Origin of the sequence: Peribacillus sp. CSMR9 (assembly GCF_033141925.1) — a bacterium.
GTDB classification, from domain to species: Bacteria; Bacillota; Bacilli; order Bacillales; family DSM-1321; genus Peribacillus; species Peribacillus simplex_A.
This window is the reverse complement of sequence record NZ_JAOPHO010000023.1, coordinates 14,886-33,608: the sequence shown is the minus strand read 5'-3', so window position 1 is coordinate 33,608 and position 18,723 is coordinate 14,886. Positions and strand designations below refer to the sequence as shown.

The 18,723-nt window shown below is 40.6% G+C and carries 20 protein-coding genes; 11 read left to right on the top strand and 9 right to left on the bottom strand.

The window, feature by feature from the left end:
- Positions 1 to 161: 161 nt before the first annotated feature.
- From N9I19_RS12655 to N9I19_RS12635, 5 genes are all read right to left on the bottom strand, one after another.
- Positions 162 to 950, bottom strand: coding sequence for an MBL fold metallo-hydrolase (locus N9I19_RS12655; protein ID WP_317777973.1), 789 nt, complete (start codon positions 948 to 950; stop codon positions 162 to 164).
- A 124-nt stretch (positions 951 to 1,074) separates the two neighbouring features.
- Positions 1,075 to 1,950: an SDR family oxidoreductase gene (locus N9I19_RS12650; protein WP_317777972.1), complete on the bottom strand. Its 876-nt coding sequence runs from the start codon at positions 1,948 to 1,950 to the stop codon at positions 1,075 to 1,077.
- 248 nt (positions 1,951 to 2,198) lie between these two features.
- Complete coding sequence (locus N9I19_RS12645) at positions 2,199 to 2,690, bottom strand: YajQ family cyclic di-GMP-binding protein (protein WP_061462067.1); 492 nt, start codon at positions 2,688 to 2,690, stop codon at positions 2,199 to 2,201.
- A gap of 124 nt (positions 2,691 to 2,814) precedes the next feature.
- On the bottom strand, positions 2,815 to 2,946 hold the full coding sequence (locus tag N9I19_RS12640; RefSeq protein WP_081108721.1) for a DUF3941 domain-containing protein: 132 nt from the start codon (positions 2,944 to 2,946) through the stop codon (positions 2,815 to 2,817).
- Positions 2,947 to 3,015: 69 nt separating this feature from the next.
- Positions 3,016 to 3,882: a DegV family protein gene (locus tag N9I19_RS12635; protein ID WP_061462068.1), complete on the bottom strand. Its 867-nt coding sequence runs from the start codon at positions 3,880 to 3,882 to the stop codon at positions 3,016 to 3,018.
- A 156-nt stretch (positions 3,883 to 4,038) separates the two neighbouring features.
- Here N9I19_RS12635 and N9I19_RS12630 point away from each other — a divergent pair, with 156 nt between their 5' ends.
- Complete coding sequence (locus N9I19_RS12630; RefSeq protein ID WP_284471472.1) at positions 4,039 to 4,881, top strand: YitT family protein; 843 nt, start codon at positions 4,039 to 4,041, stop codon at positions 4,879 to 4,881.
- 132 nt (positions 4,882 to 5,013) lie between these two features.
- Positions 5,014 to 5,139, top strand: a complete 126-nt coding sequence (locus N9I19_RS12625) for a hypothetical protein (RefSeq protein WP_317777971.1) — start codon at positions 5,014 to 5,016, stop codon at positions 5,137 to 5,139.
- 38 nt (positions 5,140 to 5,177) lie between these two features.
- Here the strand turns inward: N9I19_RS12625 and N9I19_RS12620 are convergent, their stop codons facing one another.
- From N9I19_RS12620 to N9I19_RS12610, 3 genes are all read right to left on the bottom strand, one after another.
- Positions 5,178 to 5,369 (bottom strand): DUF3813 domain-containing protein, encoded by a 192-nt coding sequence (locus tag N9I19_RS12620; RefSeq protein ID WP_061462070.1) that lies wholly within the window; start codon positions 5,367 to 5,369, stop codon positions 5,178 to 5,180.
- A complete protein-coding gene (locus N9I19_RS12615; protein WP_164468789.1) occupies positions 5,369 to 5,521 on the bottom strand; it encodes a hypothetical protein in 153 nt (50 codons plus the stop codon). The genes N9I19_RS12620 and N9I19_RS12615 overlap by 1 nt, the downstream gene beginning before the upstream one ends.
- Positions 5,522 to 5,625: 104 nt before the next feature.
- Positions 5,626 to 6,441, bottom strand: a complete 816-nt coding sequence (locus N9I19_RS12610) for a Cof-type HAD-IIB family hydrolase (RefSeq protein WP_061465998.1) — start codon at positions 6,439 to 6,441, stop codon at positions 5,626 to 5,628.
- Positions 6,442 to 6,683: 242 nt separating this feature from the next.
- Between N9I19_RS12610 and N9I19_RS12605 the strand changes: the two genes are divergently transcribed.
- The 3 genes from N9I19_RS12605 (at position 6,684) to moaA (ending at position 9,013) form a co-directional block, all read left to right on the top strand.
- Positions 6,684 to 7,472: a prolyl oligopeptidase family serine peptidase gene (locus N9I19_RS12605; RefSeq protein ID WP_317777970.1), complete on the top strand. Its 789-nt coding sequence runs from the start codon at positions 6,684 to 6,686 to the stop codon at positions 7,470 to 7,472.
- A 106-nt stretch (positions 7,473 to 7,578) separates the two neighbouring features.
- Complete coding sequence (locus N9I19_RS12600; protein ID WP_089363659.1) at positions 7,579 to 7,887, top strand: metal-sulfur cluster assembly factor; 309 nt, start codon at positions 7,579 to 7,581, stop codon at positions 7,885 to 7,887.
- A gap of 112 nt (positions 7,888 to 7,999) precedes the next feature.
- On the top strand, positions 8,000 to 9,013 hold the full coding sequence (moaA, locus tag N9I19_RS12595; protein ID WP_317777968.1) for a GTP 3',8-cyclase MoaA: 1,014 nt from the start codon (positions 8,000 to 8,002) through the stop codon (positions 9,011 to 9,013).
- A gap of 292 nt (positions 9,014 to 9,305) precedes the next feature.
- Here moaA and N9I19_RS12590 read toward each other — a convergent pair whose 3' ends face one another.
- Positions 9,306 to 9,995 carry a Crp/Fnr family transcriptional regulator gene (locus N9I19_RS12590; RefSeq protein ID WP_317777967.1) on the bottom strand — a complete coding sequence of 230 codons (690 nt, stop codon included), beginning with the start codon at positions 9,993 to 9,995 and terminating at the stop codon, positions 9,306 to 9,308.
- 225 nt (positions 9,996 to 10,220) lie between these two features.
- Here N9I19_RS12590 and argC point away from each other — a divergent pair, with 225 nt between their 5' ends.
- From argC to carB, 6 genes are all read left to right on the top strand, one after another.
- Positions 10,221 to 11,258, top strand: coding sequence for an N-acetyl-gamma-glutamyl-phosphate reductase (gene argC / locus N9I19_RS12585; RefSeq protein ID WP_317777966.1), 1,038 nt, complete (start codon positions 10,221 to 10,223; stop codon positions 11,256 to 11,258).
- Between the two features lie 16 nt (positions 11,259 to 11,274).
- The gene (gene argJ, locus N9I19_RS12580) at positions 11,275 to 12,507 is read left to right on the top strand and encodes a bifunctional ornithine acetyltransferase/N-acetylglutamate synthase (protein WP_317777965.1); all 1,233 of its coding nucleotides are present in this window, start codon (positions 11,275 to 11,277) and stop codon (positions 12,505 to 12,507) included.
- Between the two features lie 13 nt (positions 12,508 to 12,520).
- Positions 12,521 to 13,294, top strand: a complete 774-nt coding sequence (argB, locus tag N9I19_RS12575) for an acetylglutamate kinase (RefSeq protein ID WP_089363663.1) — start codon at positions 12,521 to 12,523, stop codon at positions 13,292 to 13,294.
- Complete coding sequence (gene argD, locus N9I19_RS12570; protein ID WP_317777964.1) at positions 13,291 to 14,442, top strand: acetylornithine transaminase; 1,152 nt, start codon at positions 13,291 to 13,293, stop codon at positions 14,440 to 14,442. The genes argB and argD overlap by 4 nt, the downstream gene beginning before the upstream one ends.
- Before the next feature lie 81 nt (positions 14,443 to 14,523).
- On the top strand, positions 14,524 to 15,606 hold the full coding sequence (locus tag N9I19_RS12565; protein ID WP_317777963.1) for a carbamoyl phosphate synthase small subunit: 1,083 nt from the start codon (positions 14,524 to 14,526) through the stop codon (positions 15,604 to 15,606).
- On the top strand, positions 15,599 to 18,718 hold the full coding sequence (gene carB, locus N9I19_RS12560; protein WP_317777962.1) for a carbamoyl-phosphate synthase (glutamine-hydrolyzing) large subunit: 3,120 nt from the start codon (positions 15,599 to 15,601) through the stop codon (positions 18,716 to 18,718). The genes N9I19_RS12565 and carB overlap by 8 nt, the downstream gene beginning before the upstream one ends.
- Positions 18,719 to 18,723 lie beyond the last annotated feature (5 nt).

Genomic DNA, 18,723 nt, shown 5'->3' with positions numbered 1-18,723 from the left:
GGCTCGCTTTCTGCGGGCGGTCCTCACTTTCGCTGCCATGAATGTAAAGAAGTGGCCAATTGGACATGGCAAGGTCCAAAAATGGCCTAACATAGTGGGCTGAGCAAAATTCAAAGGGAATTTCAAAAGGGGTTCGGAATGTTAATTCCTAACCCCTTTTGCTAGAATTGCACGCTGAAACTTTTGAATGTATGTACACCGGTTCCGTGTCTGATTAAGTTATTATCTCTAAGATATTGAATGGCTTCGAGGACTTCCTCAAGAATCCTTGGTTCGAGGCCGAGCTTGTTGTGTCCGCCATAGATTTTGGAGACTTCCTGGAGCTTAGCGATTTTTTCTAACGAATTCACAAGGTCTTCAGGGCTTGTCGATGGGTAAAATGCATAAACTGGTGTATCTGAATAAAGCAGGTCACCAGTAAATAAATAACCTGTTTCATTATCCAAAATAGAAATGTGGCCAGGTGAATGCCCAGGCGTGTGATAAATGCCTAAACTGCGGTTCCCAAGATCAATGGTTTCCCCATCTGTTAAGAGCTTATCAGGGTACCCTTGGAATGGCTTGTATGTAATAGGGTCGAATGATTCCGGGACGGGTATGGTGATATCCCGAGCCATTTCTTTTCTTATTTGTTCCAAAGACAAACCTTTAATGCCATTGATCAGCCAATCGGCATTATCACCATGAACATAAATTGTATCAAAATCCCCATGACCGCCAATATGATCCGCATGCACATGTGTGGTCAGGACGATAATAGGAAGATCGGTAAGCTGGTCCGTAATTCGCTTAATCGAATCGATGCCTAACCCTGTATCGATTAACGCAGCCCTGGTCTCCCCAAGTAGTAAAAAGGAGTGGACGTTCTCCCAATGACCATATTCACTAATTGCGAACGTTTCTGAGTCCAATTCCTGAACGGTGAACCATGGATCTACAATATTTTTCAAATGGCACAGCTCCTTCTCATACATATATTTCCGTTTAAACTGGAAATATCCTGCTTGAAAAAGTAAAAGCAGTGGATTTCAATTTGCGAAGTCCACTGCTTTTGTCGCTAAGGAAGTTAAGGCCTTATCCATTTACAACGGTCCCGCCGTTTACATGGATGACTTGTCCGCTGACATAAGATGAATCATCACTTGCCAAATATACATAGGCTGGTGCTAATTCCTCAGGCTGCCCTGCGCGACCCATTGGAGTATCCTGACCGAATTTGGCAACATCCTCTTCACCGAATGAGGCAGGAATCAGTGGGGTCCAGATAGGGCCTGGCGCAACACCGTTCACTCTGATGCCATCTTTAGAAACGGAGTTCGAAAGGGCTCTTGTAAATGCTAGAATTGCACCTTTCGTTGAAGAGTAATCGATTAGTTTTGGGTTTCCTTGATAAGCTGTGATAGAGGTTGTATTAATGATACTGCTTCCTTTATTAAGGTGCTTTAATGCAGCTTTTGTTAAGTGGAACATCGAGAAAATGTTAGTGCGGAACGTTTTTTCCAATTGTTCAGCAGAAATGTCAAGGATGCTTGTCTGCACATGCTGTTCTCCAGCGTTGTTGACTAGAATGTCCAAACCGCCGAATTCATCCACCGTTTTATTGACGACATCTTGGCAGAAGGCTTCATCACCGATATCCCCGGAAATGAGTAAACATTTCTGTCCTTCTTTTTCGATCAATTCTTTTGTCGTTTTAGCATCCTCGTGTTCATCCAAGTATGCAACTGTCACATTTGCTCCTTCTTTAGCGTAATAAATGGCAACAGATTTACCTATTCCGCTGTCTCCTCCTGTTATGATTGCGGTTTTCCCTTTTAATTTACCGCTTCCTTTGTAGGCAGATTTAACTGAATCAGGGTTTGGTTCCATTTTTGTTTCCACTCCAGGTTGGTGCTGTTGATGTTGAGGTGGAAATCCTTGTTTGTTTTGATTTGGGTTTTGACTAGTCAAGATTAAAACGCCTCCTGTTTAATTATCTACACTATTTCTATTCCTTCTTTTCGGAAAAACAAAACATGTAAAAAATGGTTAAAATTGTCCTTAGGTATATTATTTAATGTTTTAACTGAGGGGAACATGACTAGTCTTTCCATGTTCTATGAAGGAGATTCATTTGAGGGGAAAGAGGGTATTAACAAAAAATAGAGGCAGCAGCTGCATATAAAAAAAGGCCTACCTGAGCAGGTGAGGCCTTATTACTACCGGTAATTTAAGAATTGTACATCAATGGACAGATCAGCGCCTCGTATCGCGGAAATAATTCCTTGCAGATCATCCCGGTTCTTGCCGGTAACCCGGATTTGATCATCCTGGATTTGGCTTTTCACTTTAAGACCGCTATTTTTAATGATGGTATTGATCTTTTTTGCTTGTTCCTTATCGATGCCTTGAATTAACTTGGCCCGTTGGCGGACGGTTCCACCAGAAGCACCTTCTAGCTTACCATAGTCCAGATTCTTGATCGGTACGTCACGTTTAATGAGTTTACCAATGAGGACATCCTTCAACTGGTCAAGCTTATATTCATCGTCTGACACTAAAACCAGGTCTTCTTTTTCAATGGTGATACTGCTTATGCTCCCTTTAAAATCATAGCGGGTCTTTATTTCCTTCATAGCCATGGTAACTGCATTCGTTACCTCTGAAAAGTCTACTTTTGAAACAATATCAAATGAGTTTTCCTTTGCCATCACTTACCTCCAGCAGGGTTTATTTCCTTTATTATAGAGAAAGTGTGATAGGAAGACAACTATATAAATCATATGGTAAAGCGGTGACAGCCTATTAAAAAAGCAAGGGGACTAGCCCCGCGCTTCATTTATGGTCCGTTTTCTTCGAATAGGAATGCTTGCCTGCAGCGAGGTTTTCCTGAAATGCGCTATTTTTTTCAGCATTTATCGCTTGGTTATCTTTTGGCCTTTTATTGTTATCAGTTGTTTTTGACAAAGTGAAAACTCCCTTCCATTATCATGATCAATATATATTGTTCACAATAATGGAAGGGAGTATGTATGTTTATGATTTCTCAGGGGTATCGTTTAAGAAGAAGAGGGCAATTGTACCAGGACCGGCATGTGCACCGATGACGGAGCCAATTGTATGGATCATGAAATCGGTTGTCCCGAATTCATTTTGAATGGCTTCCTTCCATTCCAAGGCCGTTGCTTCATCATCACCATGACTGATGGCAATCGTTTGGGTTGTTAAATTTTTGCCTCTTTCATGCATTAATTCGATTACACGTTTAATCAATTTCTTTTTGCCGCGTATCTTTTCAAGCGGAACAAGCTTTCCGTCTTCAACATGCAATAACGGTTTAATGTTTAATAAACCGCCTACAAGGGCAGAGGTCTTGGAGATGCGACCGCCACGCGCCAAATATTCAAGATTATCTACAGTGAATAGATGCTCCATATGTCTGGTGCGTAATTCGATGTCAGCTAGGATTTCTTCTTTAGAGGCACCGTTTGCTGCTAGGTCGGCTGCTTTCTTTACAATTAAACCGACTCCCATCGAAGCGCATTTGGTATTGACGATTTCTATGTCAAGGTCAGGGTATTCTTCCTTCACCTGATTAAGAATCATCACTGCCGTTTGATAAGTTCCTGATAACTCAGAGGAAAAGGCTATATATATTCCTTGTTTTTTCTCCTTAGCAAATTGTGTGAAGAGTTCTATAAAGTATTCTGGAGAAGCTTGCGATGTTTTCGGGGCTTTTCCCTCAATCATTGCCTGATAGACTTCGTGAGAATTAATAGTAAGTAAATCTTCATAATTTCTCCCATCAAGATGGACTTGTAGAGGGATTAATGATACATTGTTTTCCTTATAGAAAGACAATGGCAAATCACATGCACTATCTGCAAGAATTGTGATAGCCATAATACACCTGCTTTCTTTTTACAATTTTTAGAAAATGAGTGACCACTCTACTTTTTAGTGTAGCACGTAACGGTAAAAATTCAATCTCTACATAAATAGAATAAATAATTAAGGGTAAAAAGATAATAGGATAAGGGTGAAATGGAGGTTTTTAGGATGTACAGTGGTGAAATGAAGAAAATTATCATAGTTGTGGTCGGAGCATTACTAAATGCTATCGCGATGAACTTTTTTCTAATACCGGCAAACGTATATGCAAGCGGCTTTACAGGAGTGGCTCAGCTACTATCGAGGATGATAGGTTCTTTTGCACCTTTTGATGTATCGACAGGCATTCTATTGCTTTTATTGAACGTTCCAGTAACGATCATTGCTTGGCGAAAAGTTGGGAAGTCCTTTACCTTTTATAGTTTTCTCAGCGTTGTCTTGATGTCCTTTTTTATGGAAATCATTCCGATTACTCGCTGGTCACCTGACATATTATTGAATGCGGTGTTTGGCGGAGTCATAGCTGCAGTAGGTGTGGGAATCACCTTGAAGTACGGGGCATCGACTGGCGGAATGGACATTATCGCCATGCTTCTATCACGGAAGAAAGATAAACCTGTAGGTACTTATTTATTTCTGCTGAATGGTGTGATCATTGTTACGGCAGGCGCTGTTTATGGACCTGAAAAAGCTTTGTATACACTCGTTACCCTTTACACATCGACCCGTGTTGTGGACGCGATACATACTCGTCATGAAAAGCTTACAGCGATGATCATTACAAAGAAAAGCGAAGAACTTAAACAGGCAATCCACGCGCAGTTAGTCCGTGGAATTACAAGGATTCCGGCAAAAGGGGCGTTTACTAACGAAAATAAGGAAATGTTATTGATTGTCATTACAAGGTATGAACTTTATGAGCTTGAAAAGATCATCAAGGAAGTGGATCCACACGCTTTCACAAACATAATAGAAACTTCAGGCATCGTTGGTACCTTCCGCAGGGAATGAAATTAACAATTAAGGCCATTACACTACTTTTACAAAAGGAAAGTTTTCGGCGTTTTAAGTTTATTGCGTGTACAAATCGGCTAAATCTTATATTGAAGCGCCAAATTAAAACCTTATGAAGAAGTGACAAAAATGGCTAACGAAGAAAAAATGAGAGACAAGAAGAAGGACGTAAAGGCGGGGAAGGACTATAAATCACTACAAGCCGGGAAATTGGACAAAAAGGCGGAAAGGAACAAAATAACAATTCACGTTTAACATAATGAAAGCCTCCAGGAATCCTGGAGGCTTTCACTTTATTTCGAGTGGTTTTCCAGGTCATCCTGGAGTTCTCGCAGTTGTTCTTTTTCGGCCTCGGTCGTATTGGCAAAGGCCGATGAAAGAGCGTTTTTAGCGACATCCTCAGTCTTATGCTGGTCCCCATCATGCTCAGAGTGGAGAGCTTCTTCAACAAATTCTCTAGCTTTCTGGAATAATTTGTTTCCCATTAGAAGCCACCATAGCTTTGTTCAGACATAATTCTCAACCTGTCTTTTTCAGCTTCTTCAAACGTAGTGTGATAAGGGATTTTTTCGGCATGCCTGGCAACACTTTCTTTGCCCTGCTGTACAAATCGTTTAGATTTACTGCTTTTACCCATACTTATCTCCTCCGATTCTGAGCGTTGTCGACAACAGAAGGAAGCTGCTGTCCATATTAGTTTGAACTTGTAAGAGAGATATTATGAAGGTAAAAAATGTCGTTTTACGGTTTTATATTGAATTTTTCTTCGAGGAAGACTGCTATGCCATCTTCTTCATTCGTCAATGTAGTTGTATTTGCTACCGTTTTTACTGGTGAGATTGCATTCCCCATAGCAACCCCGGTTCCCGCGTAATCGAGCATTTCCAAATCATTATCTTCATCACCGAAAGCGATTATCCTGTTTTGAGGAATTTCCAGATAGTTGGATACCCGTTTTAGACCCACGGCTTTACTTAACCCGCTCTTAATGATTTCGATGATATGAAAAGGCTCTGCCCAGCGGCGATGATCGACCAATTCTGCATGGACATCGGATAAATGCTGGCGAATCTGGCCTACAAATTCACTATCTGTATGAATTAGCATCGAAGTTGGGGAATCCTGAAGGAAATTGCGCAAGTCACCCGTCTTCATGTTGGGGTTTCCTACATTGAACATGTCCATCAACTTTTCATCATGATAATGGACATAAACGTCATCACGGACTTCGGCGATGATATTGTGATATTGAAAATGATCGCACGCTTCAACAATCTCTTTCGCAACATTTATATCCAATGGGGAGTGATACAGCCCCCAGCTTGTCAGCAATGGGTGATGGACGAAAGCGCCATTGAAATTAACGATGGGTGTAGTCAATCCCAATTCCCGGTAATAAAGTTCACTTGAGCGAAAGGGACGACCGGTGGCGATCATAACTTCATGCCCATCTTTTTTTAGTTTCAGTAGTGTTTGTTTAGTCCTTGGAGAAATTGTTTTTTTATCTGTAAGTAAAGTACCATCAAGATCCAAGACGATTAAATGTTTCTCAGTCATGTAAACACCTTCTGTTCTTTTTATTTCATTATATGCGAATATTGTTAAGGCTATTTTAAAGTAAATGTAAATCTTTTTCATTCTTTATGCATTCCTGTATGATATTACTATATATGCAGGATTATAATACTTAAAGCGAAGTATAGGTTTAAAGGAATGGAATGAGGAAACCTAAGCCTTTTTGAGAAGGTAGTGAAACTTCTTTAGGTAAAGATCGTAACAAAGCATCCGGAGGGTTTAAATTGATAATAATTGAAAATGAGCAAATTGGACATATTCCTGTATTACACTTAAGTGAGCAAACCACTTTCCATCAGGAATTGCCGCTTATTATTTTTATACATGGTTATCAAAGTGCAAAGGAACACAATCTTCACTATGCTTATTTATTGGCTGAGAAGGGGTTTCGTGTTCTTCTTCCCGATGTAATTCATCATGGGAAAAGGGGAGCTGGTTTGAGTGATTCTCAAATGATGCCCCGGTTTTGGGAAATGGTTTTACAAACCATCCAGGATATATCTTTGATGAAGGATGATTTATTATCCAGAAAATTAATTGATCCTGACAGAATTGGTGTAGCGGGTACCTCCATGGGGGGAATAGTTACGAATGGGGCTATGGCTGCTTATGAATGGATATCCGCCGGAGTAAGTTTAATGGGGAACCCATCATATGTCGCGTATGCAGAGCTCCAAATGGAGGAAATTAAGAAAAGGAAAGTTAATTTCCCCGCTACTGATGAGGAAGTAGCCAAAGTGATTGAACAGCTCAAGCCATATGATTTGAGTCTTAATCAAAATAAGCTTTCCAACCGCCCGCTTCTTTTTTGGCATGGAGCTAAGGATCCAGTTGTGCCTTATCAACATGCATATCACTTTTATGAAGGGGTCAAAGCAGGGTATAATGATACAAATGAAAGAATTGATTTTATCCTCGACCCTAAGGCAGGACATAGGGTCAGTAGAGAAGGCGTGCTTATGACTGCAGACTGGTTCGCGAAATATTTGCTGCCAACAGTGCAAAAAGCTTAAGTGCTCATTCAAAATCTGTTATGATTCTAATATGGAGATAGGTTAAGGTCCAAATGGACAACGACTATCTAAAACGGAAGAAATTTTCCATAAAGGAGTGATTGAAGTGGATCAAGATACAAAAGACATTATTTTGGGGGCTTTGGAGCAGGTAATTGACCCTGAGCTTGGTATAGATATCGTGAATTTAGGTTTGGTATATGATGTGGATATGGATGAGGAAGGTTTGACTACAGTATCGATGACATTGACTTCAATGGGCTGTCCACTTGCTGGGACGATTGTCGATCAAGTGAAATTGGTTCTGGAAGATATTCCAGAGGTCAAGGAAACGGATGTGAAGATCGTCTGGAGTCCGCCATGGTCGAAAGACATGATGTCCAGGTATGCTAAAATTGCATTAGGAATCAAATAATGACCATGTTGTAATAGAAATATAAAGCCAGTCAAAAAACAGTGAATCCATTCAATGGAGCCACTTTTTATGGTCTGGTTTTTTTCTAATACTTATGGCTAGGAGTGGTTAATTGAACAGTCATATAAAAGATTCATTGGACAGGCCACTAAGGGATTTAAGAATTTCAGTCATAGATCGGTGTAACTTTCGCTGTCAGTATTGCATGCCAGCTGAAATTTTTCATGAGAATTTTCAGTTCCTGCCTAAAAGTGAGCTTTTATCTTATGAGGAAATTGTAAGGCTTTCAAAGATATTTGCAAGCTTAGGAGTGAAAAAACTAAGATTGACAGGCGGGGAACCATTACTCCGGAGAGATCTTGCCACACTGATTTCAGAGCTCATTAAAATTGAAGGTATTGAAGATATAGGATTGACCACGAATGGTGTGTTCCTGAAAAAACATGCCGCGAATTTGAAGGCAGCTGGTTTACAGAGGGTGAATATCAGTTTAGACAGCCTCGATGATGAACTTTTTAAGAAGATGAACGGCAGAGATATCGGGATAAAGCCGGTTATTGAAGGCATAGCTGCTGCCAAAGAAGCAGGGCTTGGCGTTAAAGTGAATATGGTAGTGAAAAAAGAAGCCAATGAATCTCAAATCCTGCCGATGGCCCGTTTTTGTAAAGAAGAGGACGTCCAATTACGCTATATTGAATTCATGGATGTCGGACATACAAATGGCTGGCAGCTGAAGAATGTCATTACGAAAAAAGAACTTCTTGAGATGCTCCAAACCGAATTCGAGCTTGAACCGGTTGAAGAAGATTATTTCGGAGAAGTGGCAAAACGCTTTCGTTATAAGGGCACTACTGCAGAAGTGGGCTTCATAACATCCGTATCAGAGTCTTTTTGTTCCAGTTGTACACGTGCACGCCTTTCAGCTAATGGAAGTTTATATACATGCCTGTTCAATGGAAAGGGGCAGGACTTGAAGTCATTAATCCGTTCCGACATGACAGATGAAGAATTGACTGGATTCATCATAGCGCTTTGGAACCATAGGGACGACCGCTATTCAGATGAGCGTGAAGCCGGGACATTGAAGAAACATGCAAAAATCGAAATGTCATTCATTGGAGGGTAACAAAACAATAAGGACTTCCGTCTGAATGAATGTAAAAAAATGAAGGGATGGCACTATGCCATCCCTTCATTTAATATGTATAGTCGATAAGAGCAACTGATGCTTGCCAAATTGCTTAAAAGGATTTTTATGCTTATTTTATGCATTTTTAGATGATTGTGAAATTATTTTATTCGAATCCCATAATAATGAAAAAAATTCAATGGTCCTAGGGATGAATGAGCCTGAAAATTAATCCGATCATTTTAAGATCGTAAGGCATTATGTATTTCGCTGCTTATTATGGGAGGATTTAATCGATGGTACAGTTTTCTATTGGACAGTTTTCACAATCGATTTCCTGTTTCAAATAGTCTAAGTCAAGAATCGTAATGCGGCCCTTTTTAATGGAGATGACATTATTTTTCCTTAATTGAGCGAGCATCCGATTGACTACCTCGCGGGATGTGCCGCAAAAATTGGCGAGTTCTTGATTTGTAAATGGAAGATTGATAACTTTACCGTCTTCAACTTCAGTTCCATGGCTATTTGATAAACGGATGAGGGTGGAGTATAATGCACCTTTCTTACCGTGCAGGAGCATATCGCGGAATTTAGCCTGGTTTTTACGGTTTTGAGCGGATAACCATGTCATCATTTCAACTGCAAGCTGGCTATCGGAGGCGATTTTCCCCTCTAATGCCTCTTTGGAAATAACCGCAACAGTTCCATCTTCCAACATTTTTGCATTCACCATATATTTAGGATTTGGAGAAAAAAGGACTGTTTCCCCAACCAAATCATTCTCCGAACAAATTCGTATAGTTAATTCCCGGCCGTCGGGAACAACCTTACTCAATTCTACTTTGCCTTTCAAAATATAATACAAATCACTTGCTGGGGTGCTTTCCTGAAAAAGGAAGCACCCTTTTTCCAAATGTTTAATTTGCTGTCTATTATCTAAAATTGCATGCAGCCGATTAGATAACGAAAAACCATTCATGTGTATGACCACCTTTCAGATACCGTTATTACACTACCTTTGATTTAAACGGAAAAAACACTAGTAGTCAACAACTTTGGATAATTATAGAAGTTGAAATAGGTAATTTTTCATTTGGAAGTTAAGTTTAGAAATTTATAAAAATACATTTGATTTTATTTTTATTCAGTCATATAATAGTATAATCAAAGAATGACAGGTACTTGAAATATAGGAGATGGTTTTATGAACGTATCAATAGTAGGTGCAACGGGTTATGGAGGAGTGGAACTAATAAGGTTTTTGAATAATCATCCGCAATTCAAGATAAAATCATTGCATACTTCATCCCAATTTGGTCGAAATTTATATGAAGAAAATGCACATTTAATGCATATGAAAGATAAATTAGAAGAAATTGATCCGGAAGCGATTGCAAAAAAATCCGATATTGTATTTCTTGCAACTCCTTCTGGTGTTTCCTCACAATTGATTTCGGAATTTTCGGACCTTGACATTAAAGTAATCGACCTATCAGGAGACCTGAGGCTTCAAACCCCAGGTGAATATGAACACTGGTATAAAAAAACAGCCGCGCCACAGCATATTATTGAAGAAGCAGTATACGGTTTGGCTGAATGGAATGCTGAAGCGATAAGGCAAGCGGCGATTGTTGCAAATCCAGGGTGCTACCCAACCGCATCACTTTTAGGCCTTGCCCCTCTATTCACAGAAGGATTGGCCGGAGCAGCTGCAGAAGTGATCATCGATGCAAAATCCGGGGTTTCAGGGGCGGGTAAATCACTTTCGGCTGTTACACATTATAGTGAAATGAATGAGAACTTTAAGATATATAAGGTAAATCAACATCAACATATACCGGAAATCGAACAACAGCTTGGACGATGGTCAGCTGATTTACAACCTATTACCTTTAATACCCATCTGGTTCCAATGACACGAGGTATTATGGCAACGATGTATATAAAGGTAAATCGGGAAACCTCAAATGTTGAATTAAAGGATTTATACGAAACAGTATACGAGAAACATCCTTTTGTCCGGGTACAGCCGCTCGATCGCTTCCCATCCACGAAACAGGTATATGGATCGAACTTTTGCGACATTGGTGTCGCATATGATGAAAGAACAGGTAGGGTAACGGTAGTTTCGGTTATTGATAATTTAGTGAAGGGTGCTGCAGGGCAGGCCATTCAAAATGCAAATATATTAATGGGACTAGAAGAAACGGCAGGACTATGGAACAGTCCGCTATATCCATAAACTTTGGAGGGAAATAATGAATACACTACAGCCAGTTGAAGAAATCAAACAAATTCAAGAAGGAAACATTTTAATGCCTCAAGGATTCAAAGCGTCAGGTGTCCATGCAGGATTGCGCTACTCCAAAAAGGATGTTGGCATCATTTTTACCGATGTTCCAGCGTCGGCCGCCGCGGTTTATACACAAAACGTTGTTCAAGCCGCTCCAATCAATGTAACGAAAGATAGCATTGCCGCTTCTGGAAAACTTCACGGCATTGTAGTGAATAGTGCTTGTGCGAATGCTTGTACAGGAGTTCAGGGTCTAAAAGATGCATATGAAATGAGGAAGCTTGCGGCTCAAAAGTTCGGTATGGAGGATTATTCATTTGCAGTGGCTTCTACCGGAGTAATAGGGGAATTCATGAAAATGGAAAAAGTTAGAAAAGGGATAGAGTCATTGCAGCCAGAAAATTCACCTGAAGCTGCCGATGATTTTGGTAACGCCATTTTAACAACGGATATTGTAACGAAGAGCTGTGGTTATGTAACAATTATAGACGGTAAAACCGTGAAAATGGGCGGAGCAGCGAAGGGTTCGGGAATGATTCATCCAAACATGGCAACAATGCTCGGTTTCATTACAACGGATGCCGTCATCGAACCGAATGATTTACAGCAAGCACTATCTTCCATAACCAACGATACATTCAATCAAATTACGGTTGATGGTGACTGTTCAACGAACGACATGGTGTTAGTGCTTGCGAATGGAGAAGCGAAAAATGAACCTTTGACAGCTAACCATCCAGAATGGTCTGTCTTCTTGGAATTATTAAAACAAACATCCGAAAATTTGGCAAAACAAATTGCGAAAGACGGAGAAGGTGCCACAAAACTGATAGAAGTGAATGTTCATGGCATGCCTACGAAGCAAGATTCACAGATGATGGCGAAGACGATCGTTGGATCAAATCTAGTGAAAACGGCAGCTTTTGGCGCGGATGCAAACTGGGGACGAATCATTGCGGCGATGGGAAGAAGCGGAGTGGGATTCAATCCGGATCAAACGACGATTGTTTTTGGTGATATTGTCGTACTTAAAGATGGTGAGCCAGTACTGTTTTCTGAGGAAGAAGCCAAAGCATATTTGGAAAATGAAAGTATCATCATTCATGTTTATTTGAAAGATGGCAATGAATCCGGAACGGCATGGGGCTGCGATTTAACCTATGATTATGTAAAAATAAACGGAAGCTATCGTTCGTAAGGGGGGGAAAATAATGAACATATTAGTCATAAAGTGCGGCGGCAGTATCATCAATGAGTTATCGGAGTCGTTTTTCAATAGTGTTATAGAGTTACAAAACCGCGGCTACCAAATTGTCTTTGTTCATGGAGGCGGCCCTGATATAAACTCGATGCTTGAAAAATATGAAATTGAACCAGTCTTTGAAAATGGTTTAAGAAAAACGACCTCTGAAGTGATGGGAATTGTGGAACTTATGCTGGCAGGCAAATCTAACCGCAGTCTCGTTCATAAATTGGAAGCACACGGAATTAAGGCTGTCGGTTTAAGTGGTTCTGACGGCGGGATTCTCACAGGTGAGTATATCGATGAACAGAAACTTGGAGCTGTAGGCGAGATACAAAAAGTCAATACTGAATTACTTGGGATATTATTCGAAAATGGTTATTGTCCCGTATTGACGCCAATTTCAACTACCGAAGAAGGTACTAAATTAAATGTGAATGCTGATATGGCCGCTGGGTCTGTAGCGAAGGCGCTATCTGCAGACATGTGTTTATTTGTGACCGATGTTAAAGGGGTCTTAAAGAATGAACAGATCATTGAGGAATTGACTGAAACGGAAACGAAGGATTTGATAAAGGATGGAAGTATCCATGGAGGAATGATTCCGAAAGTCAATACTGCGTTATCGGTGCTGAATAAAGGGGTTGAAGAAGTGATGATCGTTAGTGGAAAAGATCATTTTTATCAAGGCGGACAATTCATCGGTACGAAATTTCTTCAGGAAGAAGGGGTATTTCAATGAGTTCTTTATTTCCAACATATGCAAGGTGGAACATTGAGCCTAGAAAAGCGTCAGGAATGAAGATTACGAGTACAACAGGTAAAGAGTATCTGGATTTCACATCCGGAATCGGGGTTTTGAATCTTGGTCATTGTCACGAGTTGGTAAAAATGGCAGTCACCAAACAGCTTAATAAATATTGGCACGTATCGAACATGTTTCAAAGTTCCATACAGGAACGGACAGCACAAATGCTGGCAGATGCCTCCGGTTTAAGCCAGGTATTTTTTGCTAACAGTGGAGCCGAAGCGAATGAGGCAGCTATCAAACTAGCGCGTAAAGCTACTGGGAAAAGCAAAATCGTCACATGTCTGCAGTCTTTCCACGGCCGTACGTTTGCAACGATGGCAGCAACGGGACAGGAAAAAATAAAGTCTGGTTTCGGACCGATGCTAGCTTCATTCGAGTATGTTCCATTTAATGATAATGATGCTATGGCAGCAGCCATAGATGAAAATACGGCGGCTGTAATGATTGAAATAGTTCAAGGTGAGGGCGGCATCCATGTTGTACAGCAATCCTATCTGGATGCGATTCAAACTCAATGCCAAGAACACGGAGCTCTTCTTATCATTGATGAAATTCAGACTGGGATAGGACGTACAGGGAAACCATTTGCATTCCAGCATTTTAATATCCAACCCGACATCATCACTTCAGCAAAGGGGCTGGGAAATGGCCTGCCAATCGGCGCGATGATTGGAAAGGAAAGGCTGTCGGATTTCTTTAACCCTGGAAGTCATGGATCCACATTTGGAGGTAATCCCATTAGTGTTGCAGCAGCAGAATCCGTTTTAAAGGAAATTTTCCAATCAGGGTTTTTAAAAGAGACCGTGAAAAAGGCTGAATACCTTGAGAGTGAATTGACAAAAGCGTTAAAGGAATCGGAAGAAGTTAAAGAGATTCGCGGACTGGGGTTGATGGTCGGGATTGAATGCAAACAGGATGTTCAGGGGTTTTTAATGGAACTTCAAGAAGAGGGCTTACTTGTGTTGAGTGCAGGTCCTAAAGTGCTTCGTTTACTCCCATCTCTGACAGTTACTGAATCGGAAATCGATATGGCGATAAGTAAAATTGAAAAAATATTGGCAATAAAACAAACTATTTAAATTTAATGAATTTTTATAGAACAAAATGAATAATTATGCTATTCTATATATAAATATACAGCATCTAAAGAGGTGAAGATCATGAAAAACTTTCTATATTTAGAGAATGGTTCCGTCTTTGAAGGGGAACTGCTGACTAAATCGACTGAAAAAGCAATCAATGGAGAGATTGTCTTTTTTACAGGGATGACCGGATATCAAGAAGTATTGACAGATCCTTCATATAAGGACCAAATTGTCGTTTTCACATATCCTCTAATCGGAAATTATGGAATCAATGAAAATGATTTTGAGAGTAAGAAGCCACATGTTGCCGGTGTTATTGTATATGAAGGGAATATGAGCCATTCCCATTATCAAGCTAAATATTCACTTGGTGAATATTTAGACAAGTGGAACATTCCGCTTTTAAGCCATGTTGACACAAGAGCGGTCGTTAAAAATATAAGACAGGAAGGTTCCATGCAGGCTGTCATCACAGCCGAAGAAAAATTTTCTATCAAACCTGGCCAGGTTTGTTTATCAGCCCATGTATCTGAGGTATCCACAAAGGTGGTCGAGAGCTTTGGAGAAGGCGACAAGCATGTGGTGATGATTGATTTCGGTTATAAAAAATCCATATTGGATTCTTTGATTGAACAAGGCTGCCGAGTTTCAGTCGTTCCATTCGATACTGAGTTCGAACAAATCAAGGACTTGAAGCCGGATGGTATTTTGCTTTCAAATGGGCCTGGGGATCCAAAACAGCTTGAATACCTTTTAGGAAACATAAAGAAGGTCATTACGAATTTCCCAACGATGGGCATATGTCTCGGTCATCAATTAACGGCCCTAGCCTTTGGGGGAAATACAAAAAAAATGCTGTTTGGACATCGGGGTGCGAATCAGCCCGTGGTCGATTTGAAAACGAAACAGGTGTATATGAGTTCTCAAAATCATAGTTATGAGGTTGATGAACCGAGCTTACAAGGAACATCTCTTCAAGTGAGATTCAGGAATGTGAATGATAGCACAGTTGAGGGGCTTATGCATGAAAACCTGCCAATATTCACTACCCAGTACCATCCGGAGGCTAATCCAGGACCCATCGAGAGTTCACTTCTTTTTAACGACTTTTTACAAATGATAAATGATTATAGCGGGAGAGAAAAAGCCTATGCCTAAGGACAACACGATACAGACCATTTTAGTGATTGGTTCGGGGCCAATTGTCATCGGGCAGGCCGCCGAATTTGATTATGCAGGTACACAGGCCTGCCTCGCTTTAAAAGAAGAAGGATATAAAGTCATACTGGTCAACAACAATCCGGCAACAATCATGACTGATGATATGAATGCGGATGCTGTCTATTTCGAACCTTTAACAGTTGATGTACTGGAAAAGATCATTTCCAAAGAAAAGCCGGATGGCCTGCTGGCTACATTAGGCGGTCAAACAGGATTGAATCTTGCTTATCAATTGGATGATGCTGGAGTACTTGAAAAATATAAAGTCAAATTATTGGGAACTCCGATCGACTCCATCAAAAAAGGGGAGGATCGTGAACTATTCCGTGAGCTGATGTTTGAAATAGGTGAACCCGTTCCCGACAGTACAATTGTCCATACTCTTGAAGAAGCGATAGCTTTTGCCGAAAAAATCGGTTTCCCGATCATCGTTCGTCCCGCTTATACACTCGGCGGCACTGGCGGTGGGATTGCTGATTCATTGGATACCTTTAAGGAACTTGTCCGGGGCGGACTCCAAGAAAGCCCGATTACACAATGCTTGATTGAAAGAAGCATAGCTGGATTTAAAGAAGTCGAATATGAAGTAATGCGAGATGGCATCAATACGTGCATCACTATCTGTAATATGGAAAATATTGATCCGGTAGGGATCCATACTGGTGATTCCATCGTTGTGGCACCATCACAGACCTTATCGGACGATGAGTTTCAGATGCTTCGTTCCGCTTCAATTAAAATCATCTCTGCTTTAGGTATCATAGGCGGCTGTAATATTCAATTCGCACTTGATCCGAAAAGCAAACAATATTATCTAATTGAAGTAAACCCACGCGTCAGCCGTTCATCGGCATTAGCTTCCAAAGCAACAGGCTATCCCATAGCACGCATAGCTGCAAAGCTTGCTGTCGGCTACCATTTATCAGAAATCGTCAATCCTGTAACGAAAAGCACATATTCAAGCTTTGAACCTGCTCTTGACTATGTAGCGGTGAAGTTCCCGAGATGGCCATTCGATAAATTCAAGACCGCCAACCGCAAATTGGGAACACAAATGAAGGCGACAGGTGAAGTGATGGCTTTACACCGCAGTTTTGAGGGGGGAGTCCAAAAGGCCGTCGATTCTTTGGAATTAAAAACGAATGGACTGCAGCTATCATCGCTGAAAAATAAAACCGTTCCTGAGCTTTGGGTCAAGCTTGCCGAAAAATCTGATGAGCGAATATTTGTCATTTTTGAAATGCTTAGAAAAGGCGTGACGATTGAAGAAATCCATGAAGCCACAACCATAGATTATTTCTTCCTTAAATCCTTTGATTCATTGATCCAAAACGAAATGAAGATTGAAGCTAGGAGAATCGATCAGGTAACAAAGGAAGAACTGCAGTCATATAAGGAAAAGGGCTTTTCAGACCGCTATCTTGCTTCCGTATGGAATGTTAGCGAGCTGGAAGTGAGAGCACACCGGAAGTCACTTGGTCTTACGGCTGTCTACAAAACGGTTGATACATGTGCAGCCGAGTTCGAATCACATACTAACTATCACTATTCAACATATTTCGGTGAGAACGAACAGAAAAAAACGGATAAAAAGAAAGTCTTGATGATTGGCAGCGGCCCTATCCGGATTGGACAGGGAATAGAATTTGATTACTGTTCCGTTCACGGGGTTTATGCACTCCAGGATGAAAATGTTGAAACGATCATGATTAATAATAACCCGGAAACGGTAAGTACGGATTTTGCCACGGCAGACCGCCTTTATTTCGAGCCGTTAACTCTGGAATACGTTCTTAATGTAATAGAAGCGGAAGGTATTGAAGATGTTATCGTCCAATTTGGTGGGCAGACTGCGATAAACCTGGCAAAAGGCCTGGAAGATTACGGTGTCAACTTGTTGGGGACTTCCTTCGATACACTCGATCAATTAGAAGACCGTGATCGTTTTTATCAGCTTCTTCAAAAACTGGATATTCCTCATGTACCCGGTTCGATGGCTAATGGTGAAGAACAATTAATTGACCGTGCAGAGGCTATCGGTTTTCCAGTACTCTTACGCCCATCATATGTAATTGGCGGCCAAGGAATGGAAATCATCCGCTCCAAGGAAAGCTTATTGAATAGAATGGAAAATGGGACTGCACTTGCATACCCCGTATTGATCGATTCTTATATTCCAGGGAAAGAAGCCGAAATCGATTTGATTGCTGATGGAAATGATGTATATATTCCAATCATTGCGGAACATGTAGAAAAAGCAGGCGTCCATTCAGGGGATAGCATGGCATTACTGCCAGCCCAATCATTAACCAATGAAATCAAAGATAAAATGACCCAATATGCGAAAAAACTAGTAATCGAGCTTGGTTATAAAGGACTTATGAACATTCAATTCGTGATTGAAGGAAATAGTGTATATGTATTGGAAGTAAACCCTCGCGCCAGTCGGACAATTCCAATCATCAGTAAAGTCACCGATGTACCCTTGGTGCAAATAGCGACAAAAATATTGCTTGGGAAATATTCATTGTCGAATGTGTTCGAAAAAACGGGCTTAATGGAAGAAATTCCATATGCAGTCGTCAAATATCCAGTATTCTCTACATTTGCACTAAGCGGCCTAGATTCGAAGGTAGGTCCGGAAATGAAATCAACTGGTGAAGGAATCGCCATCGGAGTAACGGTAAAAGAAGCATTGACAAAAGTATTCCATGCTCAAAATGCTAATCATAATTCAGGTGTTTATCAATCCAAATCAGTCAAATTAAGCGAAGATTTGCTAGTGCAAATCAGTGAAGCAGGTTTGACACTGGGGGATTCAAATTTTGATAAATGGTTAAATGAAGGGAATGCATCGGTCGTTTTGGCATATGGAACAACAGAAGAAGATAAGAAGCTAAGGTTAATGGCAGCAAAATATCGCCTTCTGGCATTTACGGAAGAAGAGACTTTCAAAGCCTATCTACAATCGTTAGAAAATGCTGATCCAGGGGTTATCTCGCTTCAGGAATGGCTTGTATCATATTCGGAAGGAGTGTCACAAGTATGAGTTCA

Coding starts and splice junctions, on each gene's coding strand:
- N9I19_RS12645 (WP_061462067.1), bottom strand. CDS start 2,690: ATGGCAAAGGAAAACTCATTTGATATTGTTTCAAAAGTAGACTTTTCA.
- N9I19_RS12635 (WP_061462068.1), bottom strand. CDS start 3,882: ATGGCTATCACAATTCTTGCAGATAGTGCATGTGATTTGCCATTGTCT.
- N9I19_RS12630 (WP_284471472.1), top strand. CDS start 4,039: ATGTACAGTGGTGAAATGAAGAAAATTATCATAGTTGTGGTCGGAGCA.
- N9I19_RS12625 (WP_317777971.1), top strand. CDS start 5,014: ATGGCTAACGAAGAAAAAATGAGAGACAAGAAGAAGGACGTAAAGGCG.
- N9I19_RS12620 (WP_061462070.1), bottom strand. CDS start 5,369: ATGGGAAACAAATTATTCCAGAAAGCTAGAGAATTTGTTGAAGAAGCT.
- N9I19_RS12615 (WP_164468789.1), bottom strand. CDS start 5,521: ATGGGTAAAAGCAGTAAATCTAAACGATTTGTACAGCAGGGCAAAGAA.
- N9I19_RS12610 (WP_061465998.1), bottom strand. CDS start 6,441: ATGACTGAGAAACATTTAATCGTCTTGGATCTTGATGGTACTTTACTT.
- N9I19_RS12590 (WP_317777967.1), bottom strand. CDS start 9,995: ATGAATGGTTTTTCGTTATCTAATCGGCTGCATGCAATTTTAGATAAT.
- argC (WP_317777966.1), top strand. CDS start 10,221: ATGAACGTATCAATAGTAGGTGCAACGGGTTATGGAGGAGTGGAACTA.
- argJ (WP_317777965.1), top strand. CDS start 11,275: ATGAATACACTACAGCCAGTTGAAGAAATCAAACAAATTCAAGAAGGA.
- argB (WP_089363663.1), top strand. CDS start 12,521: ATGAACATATTAGTCATAAAGTGCGGCGGCAGTATCATCAATGAGTTA.
- argD (WP_317777964.1), top strand. CDS start 13,291: ATGAGTTCTTTATTTCCAACATATGCAAGGTGGAACATTGAGCCTAGA.
- N9I19_RS12565 (WP_317777963.1), top strand. CDS start 14,524: ATGAAAAACTTTCTATATTTAGAGAATGGTTCCGTCTTTGAAGGGGAA.
- carB (WP_317777962.1), top strand. CDS start 15,599: ATGCCTAAGGACAACACGATACAGACCATTTTAGTGATTGGTTCGGGG.